The organism is Streptomyces sp. NPDC051104, assembly GCF_040682835.1.
GTDB lineage: Bacteria > Actinomycetota > Actinomycetes > Streptomycetales > Streptomycetaceae > Streptomyces > Streptomyces cynarae.
Map to the genome: position 1 here is coordinate 1 of NZ_JBFBBS010000019.1, position 25,196 is coordinate 25,196.

At 68.1% G+C, this 25,196-nt stretch carries 20 protein-coding genes; 3 read left to right on the forward strand and 17 right to left on the reverse strand.

All coding sequences use genetic code 11. The features are described 5' to 3' along the window. Window positions 1-154 precede the first annotated feature (154 nt). The 11 genes from AB0N14_RS24140 to eccB all read right to left on the reverse strand — a co-directional run bounded on the left by AB0N14_RS24140 (window position 155) and on the right by eccB (window position 12,247). Window positions 155-703 carry a hypothetical protein gene (locus AB0N14_RS24140; protein ID WP_366027782.1) on the reverse strand — a complete coding sequence of 183 codons (549 nt, stop codon included), beginning with the start codon at window positions 701-703 and terminating at the stop codon, window positions 155-157. 789 nt (window positions 704-1,492) lie between these two features. Next, window positions 1,493-3,031 carry a putative T7SS-secreted protein gene (locus AB0N14_RS24145; RefSeq protein ID WP_366027783.1) on the reverse strand — a complete coding sequence of 513 codons (1,539 nt, stop codon included), beginning with the start codon at window positions 3,029-3,031 and terminating at the stop codon, window positions 1,493-1,495. Further along, window positions 3,032-3,769 (reverse strand): hypothetical protein, encoded by a 738-nt coding sequence (locus tag AB0N14_RS24150; protein WP_366027784.1) that lies wholly within the window; start codon window positions 3,767-3,769, stop codon window positions 3,032-3,034. Between the two features lie 96 nt (window positions 3,770-3,865). Further along, complete coding sequence (locus AB0N14_RS24155) at window positions 3,866-4,162, reverse strand: hypothetical protein (protein ID WP_366027785.1); 297 nt, start codon at window positions 4,160-4,162, stop codon at window positions 3,866-3,868. Window positions 4,163-4,735: 573 nt separating this feature from the next. Beyond that, window positions 4,736-6,025: a S8 family serine peptidase gene (locus AB0N14_RS24160; protein ID WP_366027875.1), complete on the reverse strand. Its 1,290-nt coding sequence runs from the start codon at window positions 6,023-6,025 to the stop codon at window positions 4,736-4,738. Between the two features lie 117 nt (window positions 6,026-6,142). Next, window positions 6,143-7,708, reverse strand: a complete 1,566-nt coding sequence (locus AB0N14_RS24165; RefSeq protein WP_366027786.1) for a hypothetical protein — start codon at window positions 7,706-7,708, stop codon at window positions 6,143-6,145. A 31-nt stretch (window positions 7,709-7,739) separates the two neighbouring features. After that, window positions 7,740-8,087, reverse strand: coding sequence for a hypothetical protein (locus tag AB0N14_RS24170; protein ID WP_366027787.1), 348 nt, complete (start codon window positions 8,085-8,087; stop codon window positions 7,740-7,742). A gap of 65 nt (window positions 8,088-8,152) precedes the next feature. Further along, window positions 8,153-9,424 carry a type VII secretion-associated serine protease mycosin gene (mycP, locus tag AB0N14_RS24175; protein WP_366027788.1) on the reverse strand — a complete coding sequence of 424 codons (1,272 nt, stop codon included), beginning with the start codon at window positions 9,422-9,424 and terminating at the stop codon, window positions 8,153-8,155. A 283-nt stretch (window positions 9,425-9,707) separates the two neighbouring features. Further along, window positions 9,708-9,995 carry a WXG100 family type VII secretion target gene (locus AB0N14_RS24180; protein WP_200422694.1) on the reverse strand — a complete coding sequence of 96 codons (288 nt, stop codon included), beginning with the start codon at window positions 9,993-9,995 and terminating at the stop codon, window positions 9,708-9,710. 132 nt (window positions 9,996-10,127) lie between these two features. Continuing rightward, on the reverse strand, window positions 10,128-10,439 hold the full coding sequence (locus tag AB0N14_RS24185; protein WP_366027789.1) for a WXG100 family type VII secretion target: 312 nt from the start codon (window positions 10,437-10,439) through the stop codon (window positions 10,128-10,130). A gap of 209 nt (window positions 10,440-10,648) precedes the next feature. Continuing rightward, window positions 10,649-12,247, reverse strand: a complete 1,599-nt coding sequence (gene eccB, locus AB0N14_RS24190) for a type VII secretion protein EccB (RefSeq protein ID WP_366027790.1) — start codon at window positions 12,245-12,247, stop codon at window positions 10,649-10,651. Window positions 12,248-12,675: 428 nt separating this feature from the next. Here eccB and eccE point away from each other — a divergent pair, with 428 nt between their 5' ends. From eccE to AB0N14_RS24205, 3 genes are all read left to right on the forward strand, one after another. Then, window positions 12,676-13,992, forward strand: coding sequence for a type VII secretion protein EccE (gene eccE / locus AB0N14_RS24195; RefSeq protein ID WP_366027791.1), 1,317 nt, complete (start codon window positions 12,676-12,678; stop codon window positions 13,990-13,992). Between the two features lie 92 nt (window positions 13,993-14,084). Beyond that, window positions 14,085-14,834: a hypothetical protein gene (locus AB0N14_RS24200; RefSeq protein ID WP_366027876.1), complete on the forward strand. Its 750-nt coding sequence runs from the start codon at window positions 14,085-14,087 to the stop codon at window positions 14,832-14,834. Window positions 14,835-15,057: 223 nt separating this feature from the next. Then, a complete protein-coding gene (locus tag AB0N14_RS24205) occupies window positions 15,058-17,922 on the forward strand; it encodes an SCO5717 family growth-regulating ATPase (protein ID WP_366027792.1) in 2,865 nt (954 codons plus the stop codon). A gap of 120 nt (window positions 17,923-18,042) precedes the next feature. Here the strand turns inward: AB0N14_RS24205 and AB0N14_RS24210 are convergent, their stop codons facing one another. The 6 genes from AB0N14_RS24210 to infB all read right to left on the reverse strand — a co-directional run bounded on the left by AB0N14_RS24210 (window position 18,043) and on the right by infB (window position 25,099). Beyond that, window positions 18,043-18,273, reverse strand: a complete 231-nt coding sequence (locus tag AB0N14_RS24210) for a DUF397 domain-containing protein (RefSeq protein ID WP_103845576.1) — start codon at window positions 18,271-18,273, stop codon at window positions 18,043-18,045. A gap of 97 nt (window positions 18,274-18,370) precedes the next feature. Beyond that, complete coding sequence (locus AB0N14_RS24215) at window positions 18,371-19,327, reverse strand: bifunctional riboflavin kinase/FAD synthetase (RefSeq protein WP_366027793.1); 957 nt, start codon at window positions 19,325-19,327, stop codon at window positions 18,371-18,373. A 374-nt stretch (window positions 19,328-19,701) separates the two neighbouring features. Then, the gene (truB, locus tag AB0N14_RS24220; RefSeq protein WP_366027794.1) at window positions 19,702-20,610 is read right to left on the reverse strand and encodes a tRNA pseudouridine(55) synthase TruB; all 909 of its coding nucleotides are present in this window, start codon (window positions 20,608-20,610) and stop codon (window positions 19,702-19,704) included. After that, complete coding sequence (gene rbfA, locus AB0N14_RS24225; RefSeq protein ID WP_366027795.1) at window positions 20,607-21,059, reverse strand: 30S ribosome-binding factor RbfA; 453 nt, start codon at window positions 21,057-21,059, stop codon at window positions 20,607-20,609. Before rbfA ends, truB begins: the two co-directional genes overlap by 4 nt. 45 nt (window positions 21,060-21,104) lie before the next feature. Then, window positions 21,105-21,398 carry a DUF503 domain-containing protein gene (locus tag AB0N14_RS24230; protein WP_200422685.1) on the reverse strand — a complete coding sequence of 98 codons (294 nt, stop codon included), beginning with the start codon at window positions 21,396-21,398 and terminating at the stop codon, window positions 21,105-21,107. A gap of 638 nt (window positions 21,399-22,036) precedes the next feature. Beyond that, on the reverse strand, window positions 22,037-25,099 hold the full coding sequence (gene infB / locus AB0N14_RS24235) for a translation initiation factor IF-2 (RefSeq protein WP_366027796.1): 3,063 nt from the start codon (window positions 25,097-25,099) through the stop codon (window positions 22,037-22,039). Between the last annotated feature and the right edge of the window lie 97 nt (window positions 25,100-25,196).

A 25,196-nucleotide genomic window follows, 5' to 3' on the forward strand; every position in this document is an offset into this window, starting at 1 on the left:
CCCCGCACTCCCAGTAACGTCCACTACACACTGAGAGTCACCAAGCACCCCATCTGACCTGCACTGATGCCCTAACTCACCGGCATTGCAGGTCAGAAGCACTCTTCGCTTATTTGATCAAGCCTCGGACACTCACACTCGCGAAAGCGCGAGGCTAGGAAGCAATCGACTCCAGCAGGTTGGCGATCCAGCCCAGGACACCGACAGCGATGGCGCCGACGGCACCGAAGCCCACCCGCTGGGCGGCCTTCTCGCGCCGCGAAGTCTCCCGGCTCCGGTGCGGCTTGCCCGACTTGGGGGGCCTGATCACCAGGTACGCGAGCCAGCAGAGGGCGGCCGCAGCAAACCCGACCTGCCACAGCTCCCCCACGACGCCCCTGAGCCCGGCTCGCTGAATCATCTGCGGCTCAAGCCCCTGTCGCGCGTCGAACTCGGTGCCGTCCGAATAGTCGTGCCCGGTGTCCTTGAGGAGCACATAGACGGCGTCGTCGGCGCTGCCACCCTCCGGAATGAATTCCCCGTAGCAGGAGATGTCAGAGTTCTTGCGGCTGTCGTTCGTGTCGTAGCAGTTCTCCACCCTGTACGTGCCCGGCGTGCCGTAGACGCCCGCGGAAAGAGCGAGATCGGCGGTCGCGGTGACGGCCCAGAACGCGGCGACGAACGCGGCGATGCATCCGCAGATCCAGAGGATCACCCGGGTCACGGGGCTTCGGGTACGGGAAATGGTCATCGTGGGTTGCCAGAAAGTGCCTCCCCCGGCATTAGTCTCGATGGCAAGGTAATTTCCGTTGCTCGGCTCTCCGCGCCCCCAGCACCCTCGTGATGGTACTGCCCAGTCCTGAGGTACCGCCCTCGAACGGCTTTGTCTCCATCACCACCGACCGTCAATCTGTGCAGCATCCTCATGTAGTTCATGCCCGACCGCCCGCTCCCACTCCCTGCATGTCATCGACTCGGCGCAACACGAGCCACCGCGGGATCTCTTTCATTCCATCGCCACTTGGCACGTAGCCGTATTCACGAGCCACCTGTAGTGCTCGCGTCGCCCCCAATTGCCGGAAATAACTGTTATGAATCTCTACCCGCCCGTCCCGGTGTCGCCACAGCGTTCCGCTGCTCTGCCGCCCCAGCAGGATGGGAACCCTGCCGTCGAACAGGGCCCTGAGTTGATCCTCCAGCCAAAGGAGATCAGTGGAAACCTCCCTCTGCATGCGCTTGCGGTCCAGCCACATGCGCCTCCGCCAGCGAAAGCGACGCCCGCTCCCGGGCAGGCCCGGGGCGTCAAGGCCCCATACCATACAGAAAGGAAGAAAAGCAACATACAAGCAGAACGCAATGGTGTACGGCGCCAGCCACAGCACTGCCAATAGGGGGAACCATAGCCACTGCGCTGCGTAGCGCAGGCGCGCGACCGCCAGAGACTTCGAGGGCCGTGCGGCCATCAATAGATCAGCTCTATTCGCATTCATCCCCACAGCCCGTCCGCTGCATGCTACCCAAAGTCTCTAATGCCATCGAAAACCTTGCCCGTGGTATCACGAATCTCACCAACTGTATCGTGAACCTTATCCGACAGGTACTCGACGTCGCCTGTTGCGATCCTGACACCCTCCTTGTACAGGTTCCGCGCCCCGGTGACGGCTTCGTAACCACGTGCCGGCCACGAGCGAGGATCGACGTACTTACCAACGACTTCTCCCGCGTCGTTCATGATCGGCTTGACCGAATCTGCCAGAGCAGGGATACGACCCAAGGGTGTGCTCTCGACCAGTTTCGGAATCGTCTGGTCCAACACACCGCCGAACTTCCCGCTTGCGGCCCGATACAGGCTAGCATCGCCAAAATGCCTGGCAACCGACACTGCGAGACGATCTTTGAAATTATCTGCAGTGATCTTTACTGCATCGATTTTTCCGCCCACCACGCCGAGGGAACGCATGCCGTCTTCTTCGATGAAGTTCCGCGCGGTTCCACCTACTTCGCGTACGAGATCATCCGCACGCTTGAGGGAATCCGCTGCCTTTGATCCGGCTTCCGCTACATGCAGTGGGATCGTCACGCCCTTGAGCGCGCCTAGCCCCGTCTTTCCGACCTTCGCCAAGTCACCGAAGGGAACGAATCCCACGAGGTCGAGACCGATGTCCACCCAGGAGCCCTTCTTGGCCCCTAGCGCCCAGCCACCCGCATGAAAGGCAAAAGCTCCAGCGTTCAGCACCCTACCAATTGCTTCAAAGACAACGGCTCCAATAACCGTCTCGGAGAAGATGATCGCAAGAACATCACATGCCGCACTGGCCCAGCCCAGCCAGTCACCGATCTTATATATGGTGTCGGCATGCTCCTTGAGCCACTTATAGATGTCATTCGCAAAATCCTGGGCTTTGTCCCCGATGCCCTTCAGGAGGTCCATGAAGCGATCGAAGAACCCGGGCGTATCCGGCGCCCGCTCGGAGGCCATGCGTATGACGGCAGCCGTCATACGTGCGCCCTCTTCATGTTCCCTGAGTAACTCTTGAGCCTTTCGCAGAATCGTGTTGAGCGATTCCGTGGCCTCGTTCACCTTCCTAGAGGCGAAATCAAGACGCTGCTGGGCGTTCTGCAGTGCCTCATCTGTTTCGAAAACCTGACCAGCGAGCTTCAGATCTGGATTATTCTCAGCCTGTTGTAGCGCCCGACGCGCTTCTTCTGCCTCGGTCTCATAGCGGGAAGCGAGCATCTGGAAATCAATCAGCTGCGACTTCCACTTGGCGAGCGCAGTCGCAGCCTCGATAAGTGAACTATGGCCATCTTCAAGATACTTCGGCAGTTCGCCGACCTTTTTGGAGAATCCCTCAGCTGCGTCTCCTTCCCAAATACCTCCAGGTCTGCCAATACGCGCCAGAGTACTGTGGGTGCTGTTGAGCTGATTCCCGACTTTACTAAGAGTCGCGGCGAGCATCTCCATAGATTCCGGACTTCCCGGGGCGGGGTTAAATCCGAGCGCGTCGAAGGATTGCGGGCCCATAAGTTCTTCCTCTTCCTCCTGGCGCATTCACCCGAAGGTGGCACCTATATCGTGGGCGCTTGCCGCTATAACATCGCGATCTCTCTTCACGTCACCGAAGGAAATCGTGTCCGCAATGTCGGCCAAGATGGCCTGGTACCGATAAAGGTCATCCACGTCTGAAGTGCTCAAACAAAACAAAAGGAGCCGGTTGTCGGCTGGAAAGGGGACCCAGAGTTCGATGCGAACAAGGAAACGCTCCTGTTCCCCCCCGTCTGGAAGAGTCCACACCGCACGGGACGCCCCGACACTAATAACGGCAGGGCCAGCTGGAATTCTGACAGGCAGAACTTCACCATCAGGATTCGATTGGGCCAGTGCCTTCGCGATCCCAGCCGCGCTGACGACGGGATTCGAGTTGCCCAACTCCCTTGTGCTGACGAGTAGCGTGCAACGACTGATCCGTTCGGGCGGCACGGCTCCATCTGCCGTGCCGCCGATGGGGAATACTCCCAGTGCGTGGTACACGACCCCCTGGGAAGAGAGTTGCTGCGCGTTAGCGGTATGGACGGCCGCGAACATTCTACGAAGAGGCTCCCAATCCTCTCTGTCTCCCCAGTAGTCGCGGGCAAAGGAGCGCATCTGCTCATCGAGCGCATCCTCCTCTATACCGATCCCGAGTGGGACCTCATGAAACTCTGGCTGTGTTTGGAATCGGAATGCCACTGATTCGTCGGAATCAGTGGTCGCATCGGATGCAGGACTCTTACCGGGCACGTCGGCCATGGCCCCTTTCGATGTACTGCATATCGCGCTCGCTCGGTCATCACCCTCCTTTAGGGGGCGATGCGCCGCCTGGGCGGGTCAGCATAATAATTCCGGCTAATCACCGGGGACGTTGAATTCCTCAGCGATCTTCTTTTCGATGGCTTCATAGGCATTCTTTGTCTCGGCAAGCCCTTTGGTTACCCCATCTGCCGCGTCTGCAATAAGGCCAATACCATAACCCCATGATTCCTGGAAGTCATCGCAAGCCTTTTCTAGCTCTGCCAGTCCAGTCCCCTTGAGCCCGATATCTTTCAGCGCCCTCATCGCAGAGCGCATTTCGTCGACACATTCGCCGAGTTGAGTGATGAGACCGGCGAGAGAGTCCAGCTCCACTTTGTAGTACCCCGCCATGAGACCTCCCCTCCTTTAGGTATCCACTGAGCCTGGAGCCGCAGCGAGAATGGGATCCCTATTGCCCCTCATTCAAGCAGCAATTCAGATTCATTGCCCACGGAATATGGTTTAGTGGGCGTATGGGTTGGGAGGCTGGGTCGGCTGTCCGGGAGGAGCGGGGTATCCCTGATTAGGACCTGAGGAGTACGACTGCTGGGCGGGTGGGTAGATCGGCTGCTGCGGCGGGTAACCCAGGTGAGGAGAATAAGTTTCCATCCCAGGCTTGACGGGGCTGGTCCCTGAGTTGCGGCGGCTACGAATTACGGTAAAGACGACTACGGCGCCAATCACGGCTCCGATGCCGATGATGCCTACAATAGGGACGATGGCACCCATTGAGGAGAGTCCCTTCTCGGGCTGATTCGCTGTCGTGTCGTTGTTTCCAGGCTCCCTGGTGGCCAACTGGATCCCACCGAGCGAACACTTATCCTGGGGTCGCTTGGGATATCCCACGTGAGGGCCTCATCGAGGTGACGGCTTGGGATTCCGCGGACCGTTCCGAGTTCACAGCCGCTCCGGCTGAGAATTACCTTACTGTCCCTGGCTCGGGGGCTGCTGGGTATAGGGGTTAGGGTGTTGCGGGAACTGTCCCGGAGGAGCTGGGTACCCCTGGTTGGAAGCTGCATTGGGGTAAGGCTGGTGGGCAGGCGGGTAGCCCGCGCCCTGAGGTGGGACTCCGCCGCCGGAGCTGGGGCCGCCGCTACCTCGGTTGCGGCGGCTGCGGATTACCGCGAAGACGATCGCGATGACGACCACGAGGGCTGCGATGCCGGCGATGAGGAAGATGCTGCCCGAGGAGGACTTCTTCTCGTTCTTGACCGGGTTCGTACCGTCATTGCCCGTCGAGGCACTACCGGAGTTCGTGGACGTGGGCGGCGAGGCCTGGGCGAGGGGGCCCTCCTTCGAGCCTGCGGGAATGTTCATCGTTAGCGCAGAGCCCGGGCGGGCGATGCCGTAGCCGAGTTCCTTGTCTGGGGCCGTCCTGCCCGTGTTGTTCAGGAACGACGCCGACTTGACCAGTCGGTTGATGATCTGACCTGCTGTTAGGTCATGGTATTTGGATCGAAGGAGCGCCACGATGGCTGAGACGTAGGCAGCGGAGCCAGAAGTTCCGTCCGCCACCGCGTAACCGCTGCGGGTAGTCGGATCAGCCTGAGCTGTTTGCACGCCTGGCGCTGCGACAGTGACATTCCCTTTGTTTGAGCTGGACCAGTACTTGAGGTCCTTGTCCACAGCTGAAACAGCCACTACTCCAGGAAGGGCAGCCGGATAGCTCACGGTTCCTGAGTCGTTGCCTGTAGCTGCCACTACTACAACATCATGCTTTTGAGCGTATTTAATGGCCTCGGCACCCGCCGATCCCGGATACGCACTGCTGTCACCGAATGACAGGTTTATAATCGACGCTCCCTGATCCACCGCGTAGCGGACACCAGCAGCCCAGGTTTCAGTACCCGCGCTCGCCGGAGCCTTCACCGGCAAGATCTTGGCCTTCGGCGCCAAACCCATCACGCCGGCGGAATGGTGCGGACCATGTCCATGGCCAGCAATTAGGCTCGCCATTCCAGTTCCGTGACCATCAGTATCATTGTGAGGATCTCCGCCACCAGTAAAGTCTTTACCGGCCAAGACTTGTCCTGTGAGATCAGGTTGGTTGGCCTCGACCCCTGAGTCGACCACAGCGACGGTTACTCCCGCCCCCTGTGAAGTCTTCCAAACCTTTTCCGCGTCGTAAACCGTCAGGGGCCATTGCGCATCCCGTACGGCGTCTGCCGAGGCGATTGGGGCTGAAGTGAGGAGCAAGGCTCCCGTCAACGCCACGACTCCTGTCGTGGTCCAGACTCGCTTGAAACCCAATTCCTTGCTCCTCACTCAGCTGTTGGCTGCGCCAGCCCTCATACGTGGACGGATGACATTCTGTCCGGCCCGTTTGTTGGCTTACTCGATGGTTCGCGGCACGTTTCGGTTGCGGTCCTCTTCCGAGATCCAGGTCTCTTCGTCCTCGACCAGGTAGTCGGGACGCTCGCCGCGGGTGGTCTCTTCCTCGGACCGTCGGCCGTTACGGCCGCCCGCACCACCGGCCATAGCGCCAGCCTTGCCGCCGCGCTGGGTTCCGCCACGACTGCCGTGCAGCCCTGCACCGCCACCGGTGCCCTTGCCGACCCCCTTGGCGGCGCCGACCACACCGCCACGAGCCTTCGCAAGTGCTCCACGGCCGCCGATGCCAGCACCCCCTCGGCCAGCCGCGCCGGCTCCGCCGCCCATGCCGCCCATGCCAGCTCGGCCTCCGGCGCCCCGACCTGCTGCCGCACCGCCACCAGTCACGCCACCGCGAGCACCCATACCTCCGATGCCGCCACGACCGGCGGTACTGCCGCCGACACCAAGTCCTCCTGCGGGAGCCACAATGCCTGGGCCCTGAGCCCCGCCAGTGCCGATTCCGACGCCACCGCCGCCGACTCCTGCAGGGCCGGTGCCAGGAGTGGGTCCCGTCAGACCGGGCGTGATGCTGTCCACGTTCGTCTTGGCAGTCGGGAGTTGCGTTCCGCCCGTGGGGAGTTGGGTTCCGCCCGCGATGCCCTTGTCGCGGGGCAGGGGCACCGTGGGGGCCGGCTTGATGCTGGTGGTCGGCCCTGCGCTCCACGGCTTAGCGGTGCTGCCTCCAGTACGGGGGCCTGAGCCGCCAGCAGGGGGCATGGTGATAGGGGGAGGCATCGGCGTATTGGGGTTCGGAGGGGAGAACGGGTCCTCCTTACCAGCATCGTAAGGCTGCCTCTGTGCATACGCCTTGTAGTTGACCGCCAGCTGCTCCATGATCGCCACCCCTTTAAGCTGCTCCTCCTTGCCCTTCGACAGAGAGTCGGCGTTCGCCTGCCGCGCAGCGTCCGTACTCACGCCCCTGTTGATGTCTTCCAGCAGCTGCTTATCACTACGATCATCGTCCGTAAGTTTGTCCCAGGCCCTGTCCCAGCCAGACGGTTCTTTGACGTCCCGCATCTTCTCCATGGACGTCCGCAGGTCGTTCTGCACGGCGTGCATGGTCTCCGCGTAGTGATTCGCCCACGCAGCCCCATTGCGGATGTTCTGCAGGATCTCGTTGGCCTTCTTGCGGAATGCCTCGGCCGCTTCGCCCTGCCAGTGCTCCAGGACGTTCTCGACCGCGCTCTGCATCATGCCCGCGACGCTGTCCTTGGCGGAAACCTGGTCCACGCCACCGGTCTTCGCGTCACCGTCGCCACCCGACAGGGTGTTGTGGACCGACTTCCAGTGCTGGCTGACCTCGTAGATCCGGTTTGGGTCCGCGTCCAGGATCATGGAGCGCAGCTCAGGGATGCCCATCTTCATGAAGGGCGTCTTGATCTGGCTGCGGTCCGGGCCGCCCATACCTCCGTCGGACAGCGATTCGAGCTTCTCGTCGTGCTTGTCCTTGATGCGCTGCTCGCGCGCCTGCTCCTGAGCCTTGATGTACTCAGGATTGTTGTAGTACTCGCCGCCGTAGACCATCGTCGAAGTCCCCCTTCGTCAGTGTGGCCGCTTAGTAGGCCGAACCCGTGGACCCGCCGTTTGGAGCAGCAGTGACACCCTGCTTGTTCGCGTGCTCCTGGTTGTTGTACTTGTCCCTGACCTTGGAGGTGCTCGTGCTGAAGTCGTCGATCAGCTGGTGCAGGTCCTTGATCATGGTTTCGATCCGGGTCTTCTGCTTCTGGTGGGCGTCATGAAGGTCGTTTGATTCCAGGAACTTCATGCTGCCGAACGCAGTGCTTGGGATGTCCGTCTCGTACTTGGCCTTGTTGTGGGCGTTGTCCATGTCCGAGAGAAGGCCGTTGAGCTTGCGGATGACCTCATCCAGCGCACTCAGATCGACCCGCATTCCGTTGCTCATACCCCGTTGTCCTCTCCCCTGTTTTCCGAGTTGTCCGCGCCAACTTCTGGCGCCCAAGTCATCGCCTAGCCCGACAGCCCAGCACGCCCGACGCGGCCAGACCGACCAGCCCGACCGCCCGTTCCGTCCCGTTCGCCTCGCTTGCTCCGCCAATCCCGCACAGCCACCCCGCTCCCCGCAGCCACGCCCACCAAGAGCAGTCCGGCACCCAGTACGTACACGGCGATCCGGCGTTGCCGTTCCGCCTCGCTCTCCCCCATCGTCACCGCCATCGGAATGACTCCGCCAGACCCAGCCTTCACCGGCGGATCCGGCGTCGGGGACGAACCCGGTGTCGAGTCGTCCGACAGTGCGGCGACCGGGTCGACGACGCCCCAGCCGGTGAAGCGGTTGGGGCCGCGGCCCGGGCGTTGGGCCGTTTGCTCGATCCGCGTGGCGATCTGGGCCGCCGTCCAGTTCGGGTGCTTCTCCTTGAGCAGGGCCGCGACGCCCGCGACGTACGGGGCCGCGAAGCTCGTGCCGTCGGCGGTGCACTGGCCGCCCTTCGGGACCGTGGAGACCATGCCGACGCCCGGTGCCGCCACGTCGACGAAGTCGCCCGCCTGTGAGAAGAAGGCGCGTTCGTCGTTGCGATCGGAGGCCGCCACCGCCAGGACGCCCGGGTACGAAGCCGGATACGTGTCCGCGGATTTACCGTCGGCTCCGTCGTTGCCTGCGGCGGCGACAATCAAGGCGCCCGCATTCACGGCCGCTGCCACGGCGCTCCGCAGGGTCGGGTCGTCCTTCTTGTTCGCGGTGTCCGACGAGATGTTGATGATGTCCACACCCTTGGCGACCGCGTCGCGGATCGCCGAGGCCATCGTCCCCGAGTTGCCCTGCTTGTTCTCCCCGCCCGTGTAGCGGAGAGAAAGGATCTTGGCGTCCGGAGCGATGCCCTCGAAACCCGTACCCTTCATCGGACGAGCCGCGATGATGCCCGCCACCCGCGTGCCGTGGCCTTCCAGGTCCTGGGTGCCGGAGCCGCCGACGTAGGACTTGCTGCCTGACGCCACGGCTGCGCTCAGCTGGCGGTTGGAGCTGTCCACGCCCGTGTCGATCACCGCGACCGTGACGCCCCTGCCCGTCGCCTGTGCGCGCAGTTGGTCCAGGAGGATCCGCTGGAGTGCCCACGGCGTCGACTTGATGACGGGGCCGCCGAACGCACATTCGGTAGTGGCCGTGTCGCCGGAGCCGGGGTCCGAGTCGGTGAGGTGGGTGGGTACCGCCGGGACGGCCGGCGCCGGGCCGGCCAGTGCCGGCGTACCCGGTGCGAGGCAGATTCCCGTGGCTGCGAGCACGCCGAAGGCCCGCCGCACTGCGCGGGTTCCAGCGGTGCGGCTACGCGAACTAGCGGTCGTGCCCCGCATGTTCAGGTCCCCCGTGTTCCGCCCTGAGGGCTTTCTTGCTTCCTTGCTTCCTTCGAAGCTTGGTCATGTGTACGTAGGTGAAGATGCGCCGACGCGTGTGGAGATTCCAGGGATTTACTGTGCACCGGCCCCGGACAAGGGCTCGGCCCAGCGGACGCCGCGGCGTCGGCTGGGCCGATTCTCCTCATCTCATGTCCCTCGGGCCGCCGACGGCTCAGCCCCAGGTCGAGGCGTTGCTCTTCTCGGTGGCCTGGTAGTTCTCGGCCGCGTTCTGCAGGGCCGCGGCGATCTTCAGCAGCGTCGCGTGCAGGTCCGCGGCGGTCTTGTCCCACTCGCGCTGCTTGCGCTGGTAGCCCTCCTGGGCCTCGCCTTCCCAGGTGTTGGCGACGCGCTTGACCGCGGCCTCGAGGTCGTCGAGCTGCTGCTTGATGCGACCGGCGGTGGTGCGCACGTCCGAGGACGCGTTGGTGATGGTGGCGTAATTTACGAGGATGCCCGACATCGTCGTTCCCTTTCAGGAAGAGTCGAAGGAAATCGGTGGCAACCGGTCGCAATCGGTGGCAACCGGTGTCACCCGTGGAAAGTGGTGAAGAGCGCTGGAGAGCAGGAAGAGTCGAGTCCTGAGGCGTTCGGCTCAGCCGAAGTCGGACATGATCTTGCTGATCTCGGAGTTCTGCTGCTCTTCCGACGCGGAGTAGTTGCTCCGCGTGGAGTCCACCGCTTCCTTGATGTCGTTGAGGATGTCGCTCATCCTCTTCGCGTCCGTGTTCCAGCGTTCCTGCAGCTGGTGGTAGGACTGGGCCGCCTGGCCCTGCCAGCCGCCCGCGATCTGGTCGATCACTCCGTTGAGGCGGCGGATCTCGCCCTGCAGCTGACCGTTCACGGTGTTGATGTCGCCCGAGAGCTTCGTCAGTTCGTCTTCTGTTACCCGGAACTGGCCGGCCATGTTGAACCTTCCCCCATGTCGTCGTTGATCCGGGAAACCTGCACCAGTACCCCGGAGAAGCGGCCCATCCGTGAGCGCTGAAAGCACTCTATCGTCCGGCCGTCACACATCCACAAGCAAGGGCTATGCGTTACAGGGTTCACACAGTTGAGCGATGATCCTGTGATCCACCACCGCCAAGTAGGGCCTGCTTTCGGCCAGTTGGCCTGTCACTGGCTCTGCGGCTGTGCCGCGCTGCCGGTGTCCAGGGTGGGGCCCTTCGGGATGAACGTCGCCCAGGACTGGGGCACGACCGCGGGGTTGGACACCTTCTCGTAGCCCAGCCGGGTGCGCGCCTTGTCCGTCTCGCTCGCCCCATCCGAGGAGGAACTCGCGTCTCCCGAAGAGGACGAGCCGGTGCCGCTGCCCTGCGCGGCGCTGTCGTTGTTCGACGGCAGGGAGTAGCGCAGGCCCGTGTCCGTCAGCAGATACGTCGCACCGCCTCCCTGCGCCGTCCCCGTGACCTCCTGGAAGAGCAGCCCGGAGCCGGACGAGACGTAGGCGCTCAGCGAATCCGCGACGACCTTCTTCGGGTAGGCCGTCCCGGCCCAGGCGGCGAGCTGCGGCTTCCTGCCCTCGCCGATGGTGCCGTCGTAGACACTGCACGAGGTGGTGCGGGCCTCCTCCGTCGCCGTCGCCGCGGGGTTGGCCTGCCGGGGAACGGTCTGGGGCCAGCCCTTGTCCGCGTAGAAGGTGTCCGCCTGGCCGCCGTTGGCCGCGATGATGTCCGGGGTGTCGACCCGGATGTCGGTGATCGCGTCCGTCCCGTACGCCAGTTTGGCGGACGGCGAGCTCTTGAGCAGGTTGGCCACGAACGGCGTGATGGCGGCGACCCGGTCCCGCAGGACGACGTAGTACTGAGTGCCCTGCGCGTCCTGCGCCTTGAGCACCCGGCCCACCGTCCGTGCCTCCTGGGGGAGCCCCGAGACCGAAGTCGGCTGGCCCGCGGACGCAACCGTCGGGAAGGTGATGAGGCCGCCTTCGTTGAGGGTGTGCAGCCACTGCTGGCTCACCGGCTGCGGCTTGGCCGTGGTACCGATGACCGCGGCGCGCAGCTGCTCCATGGTGGTGCTGTCGAGACCGGAGGGGCCGCCCAGCAGGAAGGCGTTGCCCTTGCCGTCGACCAGGTATTCGCGCGAGGTCTTGGGGTCGATGACGTACAGGGCCTCGCGGGCGTCGACCTTCCCGTCGTTCCCCAGCGCCTTCGCGTCGTCGGCGTCGAGGACGAAGACGGCACGGTCGATGGCGTCGTCCGATCCGGGGGCCGGCCGCTCGCACACCGCCCAGGTCTTGGCCTTCTCCGCGTCCGCCGCGGCGGGCAGCCGGTCGGGGGCGTACGGGATGCCGAGGGTCGCCCCGTGCGGGATGCCGCTCTTGTCGATCTCCTTGCCGGGAACCTCGATGACGCTGCCCTTGCCCTTGTCCAGGAGGAGCTTGGCGGAGGCGTAGTTGAGGACGGGGTGGAGTGTCGGGGTCTCCTTGCCGTTCGTCGCCTTGTCCTTGAGGACGACGTAGCGCGTCGTGGAGTCGCTGTCGACGATGATGTACTCGCCGGGAGTGTCCCAGCCTGCCGGCGCGGACGGCTTGATCACGCCCCAGGCGATGAAGCCCACCACCAGCACGACGCCCACCGCGAGGCTGGGCATCACCGTCTGCATGGGACGCGGCGCGCCTTCGTCCGAGCCCCCCGGTGATGGCGCCAGGAACGCCGCGACGGTGCGCTTGCGAGCGAACGTATAGGCAGCGAGCTCATCGCGACGCTTTGCCATGGTCCCCAGGTCTCCCGTTGTGTGATGCTCGATGTGCTGCTCGGTTGTGCTCTCGATGTGCTGCTCGGTTGTGCTGCTCGATGGAGCTGTTCCATCGAGCAGCTCGATGCGCTCGAAAGGCCGCCCAGGCCGAGCAGGCACTTACTATGCCCTGTGCCGCCAGGCGACGTTCCCTCAGGTCCGTGGCGGGCCCCGCATCTTCACAGAGCCTCAACCCCTGCGCCCCACCATGCGCGGCCGGTCCGTGAAAGGCTGGCCACCTGGGGTTTCGGTGTCCCCTGTGTCCGCCCGCGTGCAGCAGCGGGTACCGTGAGCCACTCGCATGGATGATGTGGGCCATCGGTGCCCCTGGCCCGTCGCCGGGATCTCCAACAGAGGATCTCCGCCCGACATATGGCCACTACTTCGCGAAAGGGATGTCCCGGGGGATGACCAGCGCTACGAGCACTCGGCGCGGAGGCCGCGCACAGCAGCAACAGGACGGTCCGGGCCGCAGACGCGGGCCGGCTCCGGCCCCCGCCGCCGCGTCGCCGCGCATGCTGCCCAGCCCGGGCGGTATGGGTCCGCTGCGGCTGCAGCAGCTCATCCTGGTGGAGCTCGCGGCGGCCGTCATGCTGGCCGCCTGGGCCGCGGACGCGTCCTGGCTGCTGGCCCCGGCCGGTGGGGTGGCGGCGCTGCTGCTGCTCCTGGCGGTCCTGCGCCGGGGCCGCCGCCCGCTGCCCGAGTGGTACGAGACGACGCGCGCCCTCAGGCGCCGTCGGCGCGAGGCCAAGCTGCCCGCCCCGCCCGGGACGGACCCGATGCTGGCCCCCACCGTCGAGTGCGACCCGGCCCTGCGGACGTACCGCTTCGTGTCCCGTGACGATCGCTCGATCGGCATGATCGGCGACGGGACCTTCCTGACCACCGTGCTCTTCGTGCAGCCGGGAGACCAGCCGCTGCGTCCCGAGTCCGCCGGGCGGCAACTGCCGCTGCACCTGGTCCAGGAGGCGCTGGAGGTCGACGGGATCCGTCTGGCGTCCGCACAGGTCGTGCAGCACACCCAGCCGGCGCCCGCGCCGCATCTGCCCCAGCAGTCGGTCGCCGCGCGGTCGTACGGCCCCCTTCAGGCGCAGACGGGTTCGCCCGCGCTCCGGCTCACCTGGGTCGCCCTCAAACTCGACCCGGAACTGTGCCCGGAGGCGGTTCAGGCACGCGGGGACGGCGTTCCCGGGGCGCAGCGCGCACTGCTGCGGGTGGCGGACCAGCTGGCGAGCCGACTGGCCGGGGCCGGCTTCCAGGCGACCATCCTGGACGAGACCGAGCTGGTGCAGGCGCTGGCGACGTCCAGCTGCCTGAACCCGCGGGCCAACGCGCAGCACGCTCAGGACGGGCGGTCTCCCCAGCGGCGTACGGTCGAGTCGGTACGGAGCTGGCGGGTCGACGACCGGTGGCACACGACGTACTGGCTGTCCCGTTGGCCGCAGTTGGGGAACGGGGGTGTGGCGCTGCCCGAGCTGATCACGCGGTTCACCTCGCTCCCGGTGCTCGCCACGACGTTCAGCGTGACGCTGGGCAAGGCCGGCAGCCGGGGCGTCTCCCTGACCGGGCACCTGCGCGTCACCGCCCGTGGAGACAGCGAACTCGCCGAGGTCGCCCGTGAGTTGGAGCGGGCCGCGAGTGCCGCGAAGGTCGGTCTGGTCCGCCTCGACCGGGAGCAGGTCCCCGGAGCCCTCGCCACTTTGCCGCTCGGAGGTACGTACTGATGTCCCACCCCGTCACGGCCACGGACCCGCGGCAGCACGGCCGGGCCTCCGGACGCACGCCGGCGCACGTGGCCTCGCCCACCGACACCGGCATGATCCCCATCATCCGGCAGCCGGAGTCTCTGCAGCAGCAACGGCGCATCTTCAGCCCGGGTTTCGGGCTGCGCGGCCCGCGCCGGAACCGCCATGTCGTCACCGTCGACGAGCTCGCGGCCGTCAGCATGCCGATCGGCGACGACGGCGTGATCATCGGCACCGACCCGGAGTCGCAGCCGGCCGTGCTCGGCCTGTCCCGTCCCACCCCCTTCGACGTCGTGCTCGTGGGCGGCCTCTGGCTCGCCCAGGTGCTGGCGCTGCGCGCCGCCGCGACGGGGGCGCGCGTGGGCGTCGAGACGGGCCGTCCGCAGGCCTGGCAGCAGTTGGCCCAGGTCGCGGGTGGCGGCCAGCAGTGCGTGACGGTCTATCCGGTGGGACGGGTGCCCGCGCAGGGCCCCTCCGTCTCGAGCCCGGTGGTGCTGATCCGGGACTGCGGCGTTCGTCCGCCCCGCGGGCGGGTCACCTCCCTGCCGTGGCAGGCCGTGGTGACGGTGCTGCCGTTCGTCGGCGAGCACGCGCCGCGTTGGCTGGCCCAGGCCCAACTGGTGGGTATCCAGCGCATCTCGCCCCAGGAGACCGAGATCGTACGCGACACTCTAGGCATTCCGGACGAGCATCTCCAGCTGCTGCCCACGCTTTACGACGGCGTCGCCCTGTGGTGCACCCGTAAGCATCGCAAGTTCGTCATGACCGAGCCCACCGATGCGGAGACGGGCCTGCTGGGCGTGGCCCGCCGTATGGACTGACGCGTCGTCCGACGGCTCGTCCGGCGGCTCGTCCGACGCCTTGTCGTCCCCGGATCGCGGTGCCTGCCGGTCGGGTCGACAGTCACTTTTCCGTACCGCGATCCAAGTGATTAGTCTCTTCTGGTGATGCGGTGACGATCGCAGCCGCGTGGGAATCGCCACTCGGTCCGCCCGGCCGCGACGACGACCAACTCAGCAGCAGTGGCTGACCAGGAGGCAAGCAGTGAACAGCGATCGGTCCGAGTACAACGGCGGCAGCCCGTCCTCGGACGGGGACGATCAAGACGTGGACCTCACCGGCGAGTTCGAAATCGTCTACACCCCTCCCGCCTGGTACGCCCAAAGCACGCAGGGTGGCTCCGCGGCCGGCGGACAGCGCGACGCCGGACCGGCCTCGCCGCCTCCGCCGCCCGGTCCACCCGTCGGTCCGCCCACCGGGCCGCCAGGCGGTCCCGCACCCCAGGCTCCCGCGCCGCAGGCTCCCCCACCCCAGGCCCCCGCGCCCCAGGCGACCGCGCCGGCGCAGCCGTACGCCCAGGGAGTTCCGCAGCAGCCCGCGCAGGGCATGCCCGGAGCGAACCAGAACAGCACGGGTGGCTACGGTTTTCCGCAGCAGCAGTCCGCTCCGAGCACCCCGCAGGCGGCGGGGGGCGCGCCGGCGCCCGGAGGGTACGGCTACCCCCAGCAGACGGGAGCGGCCGCACCCCAGCGGGGCCAGGACACGTCGGTCGGTCACGGACAGCCTCAGCCGCAGGCGCCGGCCCAGCCGCCCGCGCCGGGCTTCCCCGTGCTGCGGCCCGTCGACGAGGACGCCCAGGCCGCCCCGTCCCAGGCCGCTGTCCCGGCGGCGGGCGCTCCCCAACAGCCTGCCTCCGCGCAGCCGATGCCCGAGCAGTCGATGGCGGAGCTCAACCATGCCGCCGCCGACGCCGAGGCGGCGAGGCTGTTCGCCGGTGCCGACGACGACGAGAAGCCGGAGAAGGGGCGGAGCGACGAGCCGGAGTCGGGTGACTCCGCCGGATCCGGGGTCTCCGGTGCGGAGGGCGATGAGACGGCGCACGCCCGTTCCGATGCGGAATCCGCCGCGCGGACCGATGCCGAGGCCACGTCGGCGACCGGGGAAGCAGAGCCGGAAACAGACGCGGAGCCGGAGCCGGCGCCCGCCGCTCCCGGACCCGCGCCCGCGGAGCAGGGGCAGGGGCAGCAGCCACAGGCGGCGCCCGCCGCACAGGCCCCCGCCGGGCCCCAGGCCGGTCAGCCCTCAGCCGGCCGGCCTCCGGCCGGCCAGGAGCTTCCGCCGCTGCCCCAGGGCTACGTGCCCGCACAGCCCGCTCAGGGGGCACCGCAGCAGGCAGGGCAGCCGGACCAGCAGGCCGCGGCGGCAGCCGCACAGGCCGCCGGATACGGCTACCCGCAGCCGCCCGCTCAGCCGGTACCCGGGCAGCCCGGGTACCCGACGCCTCCGCAGGGCACGTTCGGCCCGGCCCAGCCTCCCGCGTACCCGGCCCAGCCTCCCGCCTACCCGGCGCAGGGCGGGCAGCCCGCACCGGTGGACCCGCGGCAGGCGCCGCAGCCCCCGCAGCCGCAGCCGCAGCCGCAGGCCGCCGGATACGGCTACCCGCAGCCGCCCGCCCAGCCGTTGCCGCAGCAGCCCGGACCGGTCGGTTACGGTTATCCGCCCCAGCAGGCCGGCTACGGCTACCCGCAGCCCGCCCAGCCGCAGCAGCCCGCGCCGCACCAGCACCCCGCGCCGCACCAGCACCCCGGGGCCCAGCAACCGGCTTCGGCCCAGCAGCAGCCCCCGGCACAGCCACTGCCGCAGCAGCAGGCGCCCCAGCAGCCTCCCGCTGCCCCGCCCGCTGCCTACGGCAACCAGGGCTGGACCGCCCCGGTCGGCCCCCAGGCGGGCCCCGGTGCCCCCCAGCAGCAGGCCGCGCCGGGCACGCCGCTCGGCTACAACGCCGCCGTGGAGCTCTCCTCCGACCGGCTGCTGCGCCATCAGCCCAAGGCGCGCAAGAACAACACGGGCCCGTCCCGCTTCAAGTTCGGTGCCAAGAAGGAGGAGGCCGAGCGGCAGCGGAAGCTGGAGCTGATCCGTACGCCGGTGATGTCCTGCTACCGGATCGCGGTGATCAGCCTCAAGGGCGGCGTCGGCAAGACCACGACGACCATGTCGCTCGGAGCGACGCTCGCCACCGAGCGTCAGGACAAGATCCTGGCGATCGACGCCAACCCGGACGCCGGCACCCTCGGCCGACGGGTGCGGCGCGAGACCGGCGCCACCATCCGCGACCTGGTCCAGGAGATCCCACGGCTGAACAGCTACATGGACATCCGCCGCTTCACCTCGCAGGCGCCGTCGGGGCTGGAGATCATCGCCAACGACGTGGACCCGGCGGTCTCCACGACCTTCAACGACCAGGACTACCGTGCCGCGCTCGACGTGCTGGGCCGGCAGTACCCGATCATCCTCACGGACTCGGGTACCGGTCTGCTCTACAGCGCGATGCGTGGAGTCCTGGACCTCGCCCACCAGTTGATCATCATCTCCACGCCCTCGGTCGACGGCGCGAGCAGCGCCTCGACCACGCTGGACTGGCTGTCGGCGAACGGCTTCGCCGATCTCGTCCAGCGGTCGGTCACCGTGATCTCCGGTGTCCGCGAGACCGGCAAGATGATCAAGGTGGAGGACATCGTCGCGCACTTCGAGACGCGCTGCCGCGGTGTCGTCGTGATCCCCTTCGACGAACACCTCGCGGCAGGCGCCGAGGTGGACCTCGACATGATGCGTCCCAAGACCCGCGAAGCCTACTTCGACCTCGCCGCCGTCGTCGCCGAGGACATCGCCCGTACGCAGCAGGGCTTCGGCAACCCGAACCTGCACTTCCAGCAGCCGCCGCAGGGATACGCGGCCCCGCAGCAGCCCCAGCAGCCCTACGCCCAGCCCGGCGGCGCCCCGCAGCCGGGGCAGGGCTGGCAGCAGCAGCCCGGGCCGGGCCAGAGTTGGCAGCAGCCGGCCCCGGACCAGAACCCGCAGCAGCCCCAGCCCCAGCAAGGCGCCGTGCCGCCCGGCTGGACGCAGCAGTAGCGAACCGGCCCGCAACGCCGGAGGGCCGGCACCTTCACGGTGCCGGCCCTCCGGCGTCCGCGTACGTCGCGGCGCGAGCGCACTCGTCCCCGATATCACTCCGGGAGCACTGCTTCAGCACTACTTCAGGTCGAACTCCCCGTCGCGCGCCCCGAGTACGAACGCCCGCCACTCCGCCGCGGTGTAGCGGAGCACCGTGTCGGGGTCCGCGGAGTTGCGCATCGCGACGGCGCCGCCCGGCAGGTAGGCGATCTCCACCCGCTCGTCCTGGGGACCATCAGGGGAGCCGACCCACTCGACGCCGCTGATGTCCATGGCGTACAGCGCTTCCTTCTCCTGCTCGGTCGCCACCGGGTCCACTCCGTTCCACCGACCTTACGGACGAGGGGAATTGTACAACTGGGGGCGGCGGCGGGGGGTTTGCGAGCGAACCGGACACGGCCGTTGTTCAGACGGGGTCTCCGGCCGCCGCGATCAGTTCGCGGCAGCGCTTCACGTCCTCCGCCATCTGTGCCAGCAACCCGTCCAGCGAGTCGAACTTGGCCTGGCCGCGGACGAACGCCAGGAAGTCGACGGCGACGTGCAGCCCGTACAGATCCAGTCCCACCCGGTCGATGGCGTACGCCTCCACGGTGCGCTCGGTGCCGTCGAACTGGGGGTTGGTCCCGACGGAGATCGCAGCCGGCATCGACTCGCCCTCGACCTGCAGCCAGCCGGCGTAGACACCGTCGGCCGGGATCGCGGTGTGCGGGAGCGTCTCGACGTTGGCGGTCGGGTAGCCGAGGTCGCGGCCGCGCTGGGCACCCCGTACCACCACACCCTCCACGCGGTGCGGACGTCCGAGGATCTCGCGCGCGCCCTCGACGTCGCCCTCGGCGATCAGCCGGCGGGTCAGGGTGGAGGAGAAGGGCTCGCCGCCGCCTGCCTCACCGCTCACGTGGAGATCGACCACCTCGACCTCGAAGTCGTACGTCTTGCCCTGCTCGGCCAGGAACTCCACGTTGCCGGCGGCCTTGTGGCCGAAGCGGAAGTTCGGGCCCTCGACGACGGCCTTGGCGTGCAGCTTGTCCACCAGCACCTTGACCACGAAGTCGGCGGGCGAGAGCCGGGAGAACTCGGTGGTGAAGGGCAGGACGAGGACCGCGTCGACACCCAGTTCCGCGCACAGTTCGGCTCGGCGGTGGTGCGGGGCGAGCAGCGGCGGGTGGCTGCCGGGGCGCACGACCTCGCTGGGGTGCGGGTCGAAGGTCACGACGACCGAGGGAACGCCCAGCTCTCGGGCGCGTTCCACGGTATGCCGGATGATCAGCTGGTGACCGCGGTGGACTCCGTCGTAGGAGCCGATGGTGACGACGCTGCGCCCCCAGTCCTCGGGGATGTCCTCCAAGCCACGCCAGCGCTGCACTGTGACCGCTCCTTGTCGAACCCGTGTCCGTCTCTGCCTTGTACGCAGGTCTAAGGGTGCCATGCCGGGCGGCGTCGGCCCGCATCGGCATGGGGGCTGTGACGGGCGGCACGTCGTATCAAGGGGCCAGGCAGGCAGATCACGGGGTGGACGGTGGACAGGCGCCCGCCGTGCGGGGCCCGTGGCACCGGCCGGGACCATCGTGCGGCGAACGCGCCCCCTTCCGCTCCCTCGGTTCACTCCGAGCGCCTGCTGCCCGGGGTGAATGGATACGGGTGGATGGATACACCTCTGTGAGGGGGAACCGAGGGGGGACCGTGGAGCGGCGACCGGCATCCCCGCGATCGTCGCTCCACGGGCAGGCACGGCGTGCGTCAGCCGAACACGGCCAGGCTCTTCGCCTTGCCCCGGTGGGCCTCCACGAGCGCCAGGAGGCGGTCTTCGGGGCCGAAGACGGCGACGGGGCCCGCGCCCGCGTACTCGTCGGGCATCTCCAGCCGCACGCCGTTGGCGAGCAGCCGTGCCCGCTTGGCGTCCACGTCCCAGCGCGGGAAGGCGGCCGCGGCGGCCTCGGCGATCGGCATCACGGTCAGCTCCTGCTGGAGCTGGTCCAGGGTGCGGGCGGCGTCCAGCTTGTAAGGCCCCACCCGGGTGCGGCGGAGCGCGGTGAGGTGGCCGCCGACGCCCAGGTCCGCGCCGAGGTCGCGGGCGAGGGCCCGGATGTAGGTGCCGGACGAGCAGACCACGGACACCAGCAGGTCGCGCACCGGCGTGCCGTCCTCGGCGACGGCGTCCCGGACGTCGTACACCGCGAAGGACGAGACGGTGACCGGCCGGGCCGGGATGTCGAAGTCCTCGCCGTCCCGGGCACGCTTGTACGACCGTACGCCGTTGATCTTGATGGCGCTGACCTTGGACGGCACCTGCATGATGTCGCCGGTCAGCTTGGCGATCCCGGCGTCGATGGCGTCCCGGGTGACCTTGGAGGCGTCGGTGGAGGAGGTGACCTCCCCCTCGGCGTCGTCCGTGACCGTCGTCTGCCCGAGGCGGACGGTGCCCACGTACTCCTTCTCGGTCAGGGCGAGGTGGCCGAGGAGCTTGGTGGCCTTCTCCACGCCGAGGACGAGGACGCCGGTCGCCATCGGGTCGAGGGTGCCGGCGTGGCCGACGCGCCGGGTCTTCGCGATCCCGCGCATCTTGGCGACGACGTCGTGCGAAGTGAAGCCCGACGGCTTGTCGACGATGACGAGGCCGTCGGGCGTGGTGTGCTGCTGCTGGGTCATTCGGCGGTGTCGTCCGTCTCGTCGTCGGAGCCGGGCTTCCGGTACGGGTCGGCCTCACCGGCGAACGACTTGCCCGTGGCCGCCTCGCGCACCTTCGCGTCGGAGGCGCGCGCCTTGTCGAGGAGGTCCTCGATGTTCCGGGCGGTGTCCGGGAGGGCGTCCGCGACGAAGGTGAGGGTGGGGGTGAACTTCACGCCGGCGGCGCGTCCGACCTCGGAGCGCAGGATGCCCTTGGCGCTCTCCAGGCCGGCCGCCGCGGCCTCCCGCTCCTCGTCGTCCCCGTACACCGTGTAGAAGACGGTCGCCTCCCTCAGATCGCCCGTCACCCGGGTGTCCGTGATGGTGACGTGCGAGCCGAGCCGCGGGTCCTTGATCCCGCGCTGCAGCTTCTGGGCCACCACCTCTCGGATGAGGTCCGCCAGCCTCTTAGCCCGCGCGTTGTCGGCCACTGGTCCGTCTCCCTGTCTTTCCTGTCATTGTTCTTCGGTCAGTCGTCAGTCGTCATCGCCGTGGAGGCGCCGTCTGACGGACAACAGCTCCACCTCGGGGCGTCCGGCGACCAGCCGCTCGCACCGGTCGAGTACGTCGGTCAGGTGCCCCGCGTCGCCGGAGACCGCCGCGAGCCCGATGACGGCCCGCCGGTAGAGATCCATGTGGTCCACCTCCGCGGCGCTCACCGCGTACTTGCGCTGGAGCTCGGCGACGATCGGGCGGACGACGGAACGCTTCTCCTTCAGCGACCGTACGTCGCCGAGGAGGAGGTCGAAGGACAGGGTCCCCACGTACATGTGTGTCCGGATGACCCGCCGGTACGGGATCGGTGGCCCTGCCGTCGGTGCGGGCAGGGACACGAAAACCGTACAACGAACCGTCCGGGCCACTCGACGGGATTGTTCTCGCCCCCGCCGCGCCTACCCTTCCCGTCCTCCAGGGGCTCCGCCCCTTCAACCCCACCGGCGCTCCGGCCCCGGACCCGTATGGGGACCACGTCCCCTGCACCCCTCACGGGGCACCGCCCGGCAAAGCCGCCGCGACTCCGCCCCCCGACCCAGGCGCGGACCACATCCCTGCACCCCTCACGGGGCACCGCCCGGCAAAGCCGCTGAGGCTTCGCCCCATGTCCCGTTCGGGGGCCGGCCCCCGGACCCCCGCTCCTCAAACGCCGGAGGGGCTGAATTTCCGCCGGACGAGCTGATGTGTCAGCGCCGGGTCGGCATCATTCAGCCTGTTCTGGGGTCCCCCCTGCTCGAAGCGCTTGGGGGAGTTCGAGGACGATGCCGTGAGGGCGGCAGCGGGGGTCTGGGGGCGCAGCCCCCAGGGACGGGAAGGGCAGGGGCGGCGGGGGCGAAAACCCCTCACCGCCCAGCTGCACGCGACCGCCGGCCGACGGAACCGTGGTTCCGTCGGCCGGCGATGAACCCCGGGCTTACGCCCGCGGCTTCTCCCGCATCTCGTACGTCGCGATGACGTCGTCGACCTTGATGTCGTTGAAGTTGCCGAGGTTGATACCGCCCTCGTAGCCTTCGCGGATCTCGGTGACGTCGTCCTTGAAGCGACGCAGGCCCTCGATGGTGAGGTTCTCCGCGACCACCTTGCCGTCGCGGATGAGGCGGGCCTTGGTGTTGCGGCGCACCTCGCCCGAGCGGATGAGGACACCGGCGATGTTGCCCAGCTTGGACGACTTGAAGACCTCGCGGATCTCCGCCGTACCCAGCTCGACCTCTTCGAACTCCGGCTTGAGCATGCCCTTGAGGGCCGCCTCGATCTCCTCGATCGCCTGGTAGATGACCGAGTAGTACCGGACGTCCACACCCTCGCGCTCGGCCATCTGCGCCGCGCGGCCGGCCGCACGCACGTTGAAGCCGATCACGATGGCGTCGGAGCCCATCGCCAGGTCGATGTCGGACTCCGTGACCGCACCGACGCCGCGGTGCAGGACGCGGATGTCGACCTCTTCGCCGACGTCCAGCTGGAGCAGGGAGGACTCCAGGGCCTCGACGGAACCAGAAGCGTCACCCTTGATGATCAGGTTCAGCTGCTGGACCTCGCCGGCCTTGAGCACCTTGTCCAGGTCCTCCAGCGACACACGGCGCGTGCGCTTCGCGAAGGCCGCGTTGCGCTCACGGGCGGCACGCTTCTCGGCGATCTGACGGGCCGTGCGGTCCTCGTCGACCACCAGGAAGTTGTCACCCGCACCCGGGACGTTGGTCAGGCCCAGGACCTGGACCGGCGTCGACGGGCCGGCCTCGGCGACATTGTTGCCGTTGTCGTCGAGCATGGCGCGGACTCGGCCGTAGGCGTCGCCCACGACCATCGTGTCGCCGACCCGCAGCGTGCCTCGCTGGACGAGGACCGTCGCCACGGCACCGCGGCCGCGGTCGAGGCGGGACTCGATCGAGATGCCCTGCGCGTCCTGGTGCGGGTTGGCCCGCAGGTCGAGCGAGGCGTCGGCCGTGAGGATCACGGCCTCCAGCAGCGAGTCGATGTGCAGACCCTGCTTGGCGGAGATGTCGACGAACATGGTGTCGCCGCCGTACTCCTCGGCCACCAGGCCGTACTCGGTCAGCTGACCGCGCACCTTGGTCGGGTCGGCACCCTCGACGTCGATCTTGTTGACCGCGACCACGATCGGCACCTCGGCCGCCTTGGCGTGGTTGAGCGCCTCGACCGTCTGCGGCATGACGCCGTCGTTGGCCGCGACGACCAGGATCGCGATGTCGGTCGACTTCGCACCACGGGCACGCATGGCGGTGAACGCCTCGTGACCCGGGGTGTCGATGAAGGTGATCTTGCGCTCTTCGTCGTTGACCTCGGTCGCGACCTGGTAGGCACCGATGTGCTGGGTGATGCCGCCGGCCTCGCCCGCGATGACGTTCGTCTTGCGGATGGCGTCGAGCAGTCGGGTCTTACCGTGGTCGACGTGACCCATGACGGTGACGACCGGCGGACGGACCACCAGGTCCTCCTCGTCGCCCTCGTCCTCGCCGAACTCGATGTCGAAGGACTCGAGCAGCTCGCGGTCCTCCTCCTCCGGGCTGACGATCTGAACCGTGTAGTTCATCTCGTCGGCGAGGAGCTGCAGCGTCTCGTCGGAGACGGACTGCGTGGCCGTGACCATCTCGCCGAGGTTCATCATGACCGCGACGAGGGACGCCGGGTTGGCGTTGATCTTCTCCGCGAAGTCGGTGAGCGACGCGCCGCGGGAGAGACGGATGGTCTCGCCGTTGCCGCGCGGCAGCATCACGCCGCCGACGCTCGGGGCCTGCATGGCCTCGTACTCCTGGCGCCTCTGCCGCTTCGACTTGCGGCCACGACGCGCGGGACCGCCGGGACGGCCGAAGGCGCCCTGCGTGCCACCACGGCCACCGGGACCGCCGGGACGGCCACCGAAGCCGGGACGGCCACCGCCGCCACCGCCGGGACCACCCGGACGACCGGCGAAACCGCCACCGCCGCCGCCACCGGGAGCACCGGGACGACCGGCGAAACCGCCACCGCCGCCGCCACCGGGACGACCGGCGAAGCCGCCGCCACCCGGACGACCGCCGCCGCCACCGGGACGACCGCCGCCACCGGGACCGCGGCCGCCGGGGCCACCGCCACCGGGACGCGGGCCGGCAGCGGGACGCTGCGGCATCATGCCCGGGTTCGGACGCGGACCGGCGGGGCCGCCGCCGGGACGCGGACCGCCCTGCGGACGCGGCATCGAGCCCGGGGTCGGGCGCGGACCGCCCGGAGCCTGCGGACGCGGGCCGCCGGAAGCCTGCGGGCGGGGACCGCCCTGGGCGGCCTGCGGACGCGGGGCACCCGGAGCACCGGGACCACCCGGACGCTGGCCCTGCGGACGGGGCGCCTGCGGGCGCGCCATACCGGTGGAGCCACCGGAGGTGAAGGGGTTGTTGCCCGGGCGGGGACCGGCCGGACGGGCACCCGGACGCGCGCCGGAACCACCCGGACGCGGGGCGCCGGGACGCGCACCCTGGGCACCGCCCTGGCCCTGCCCCTGCCCCTGCGCGGCCGGACGTGCGCCGGGCTTGGGGGCGCCGGGACGGGCACCCGGGCGCGGGCTGCTGGAGCCGGCCGGAGCCGCCGGGGGTGCCGTGAACTCCGGGGCACCCGGGGCCGGGGACGCCGGGGCGGGCCGCGGCGCGGGCTTGGGACCCGGCGTCGGGCGCGGACCCGCGGCGGGAGCCGCGGGCTTCTCGGCGGCCGGGGGCTTGGGTGCCGCCGGACGCGGGGCAGCCGGACGTGCGGCCTGCGCCGGGGAGGGCGCGGCCGGCTTCGCCGGGGAGGCCTTGCGCGGGGCGGCGGACTTCGCGCCACCGCCGTTGCCCTGCTGGAGGGCGTCGGTCAGCTTGCGTACTACGGGCGCTTCGATGGTCGAAGACGCCGAACGGACGAATTCACCGAGTTCCTGGAGCTTGGCCATGACGACCTTGCTCTCCACACCGAACTCCTTGGCGAGTTCGTAGACCCGGACCTTAGCCACTTCGCTCCTCTGAGGTCCGGGTTGAAGCCGGACCGTCGCTAGTTCATGGGCGTACTCATCGCGTACTCATCGAGTGCTCATCGCAATCTCGACCTGC

Excerpts from the sequence above, each read along its gene's own strand:
- AB0N14_RS24145 (WP_366027783.1), bottom strand. The coding sequence starts at position 3,031 with ATGCGCCAGGAGGAAGAGGAAGAACTTATGGGCCCGCAATCCTTCGAC.
- AB0N14_RS24150 (WP_366027784.1), bottom strand. The coding sequence starts at position 3,769 with ATGGCCGACGTGCCCGGTAAGAGTCCTGCATCCGATGCGACCACTGAT.
- AB0N14_RS24155 (WP_366027785.1), bottom strand. The coding sequence starts at position 4,162 with ATGGCGGGGTACTACAAAGTGGAGCTGGACTCTCTCGCCGGTCTCATC.
- AB0N14_RS24165 (WP_366027786.1), bottom strand. The coding sequence starts at position 7,708 with ATGGTCTACGGCGGCGAGTACTACAACAATCCTGAGTACATCAAGGCT.
- AB0N14_RS24170 (WP_366027787.1), bottom strand. The coding sequence starts at position 8,087 with ATGAGCAACGGAATGCGGGTCGATCTGAGTGCGCTGGATGAGGTCATC.
- AB0N14_RS24180 (WP_200422694.1), bottom strand. The coding sequence starts at position 9,995 with ATGTCGGGCATCCTCGTAAATTACGCCACCATCACCAACGCGTCCTCG.
- AB0N14_RS24185 (WP_366027789.1), bottom strand. The coding sequence starts at position 10,439 with ATGGCCGGCCAGTTCCGGGTAACAGAAGACGAACTGACGAAGCTCTCG.
- eccB (WP_366027790.1), bottom strand. The coding sequence starts at position 12,247 with ATGGCAAAGCGTCGCGATGAGCTCGCTGCCTATACGTTCGCTCGCAAG.
- eccE (WP_366027791.1), top strand. The coding sequence starts at position 12,676 with ATGACCAGCGCTACGAGCACTCGGCGCGGAGGCCGCGCACAGCAGCAA.
- AB0N14_RS24200 (WP_366027876.1), top strand. The coding sequence starts at position 14,085 with ATGATCCCCATCATCCGGCAGCCGGAGTCTCTGCAGCAGCAACGGCGC.
- truB (WP_366027794.1), bottom strand. The coding sequence starts at position 20,610 with ATGACCCAGCAGCAGCACACCACGCCCGACGGCCTCGTCATCGTCGAC.
- AB0N14_RS24230 (WP_200422685.1), bottom strand. The coding sequence starts at position 21,398 with ATGTACGTGGGGACCCTGTCCTTCGACCTCCTCCTCGGCGACGTACGG.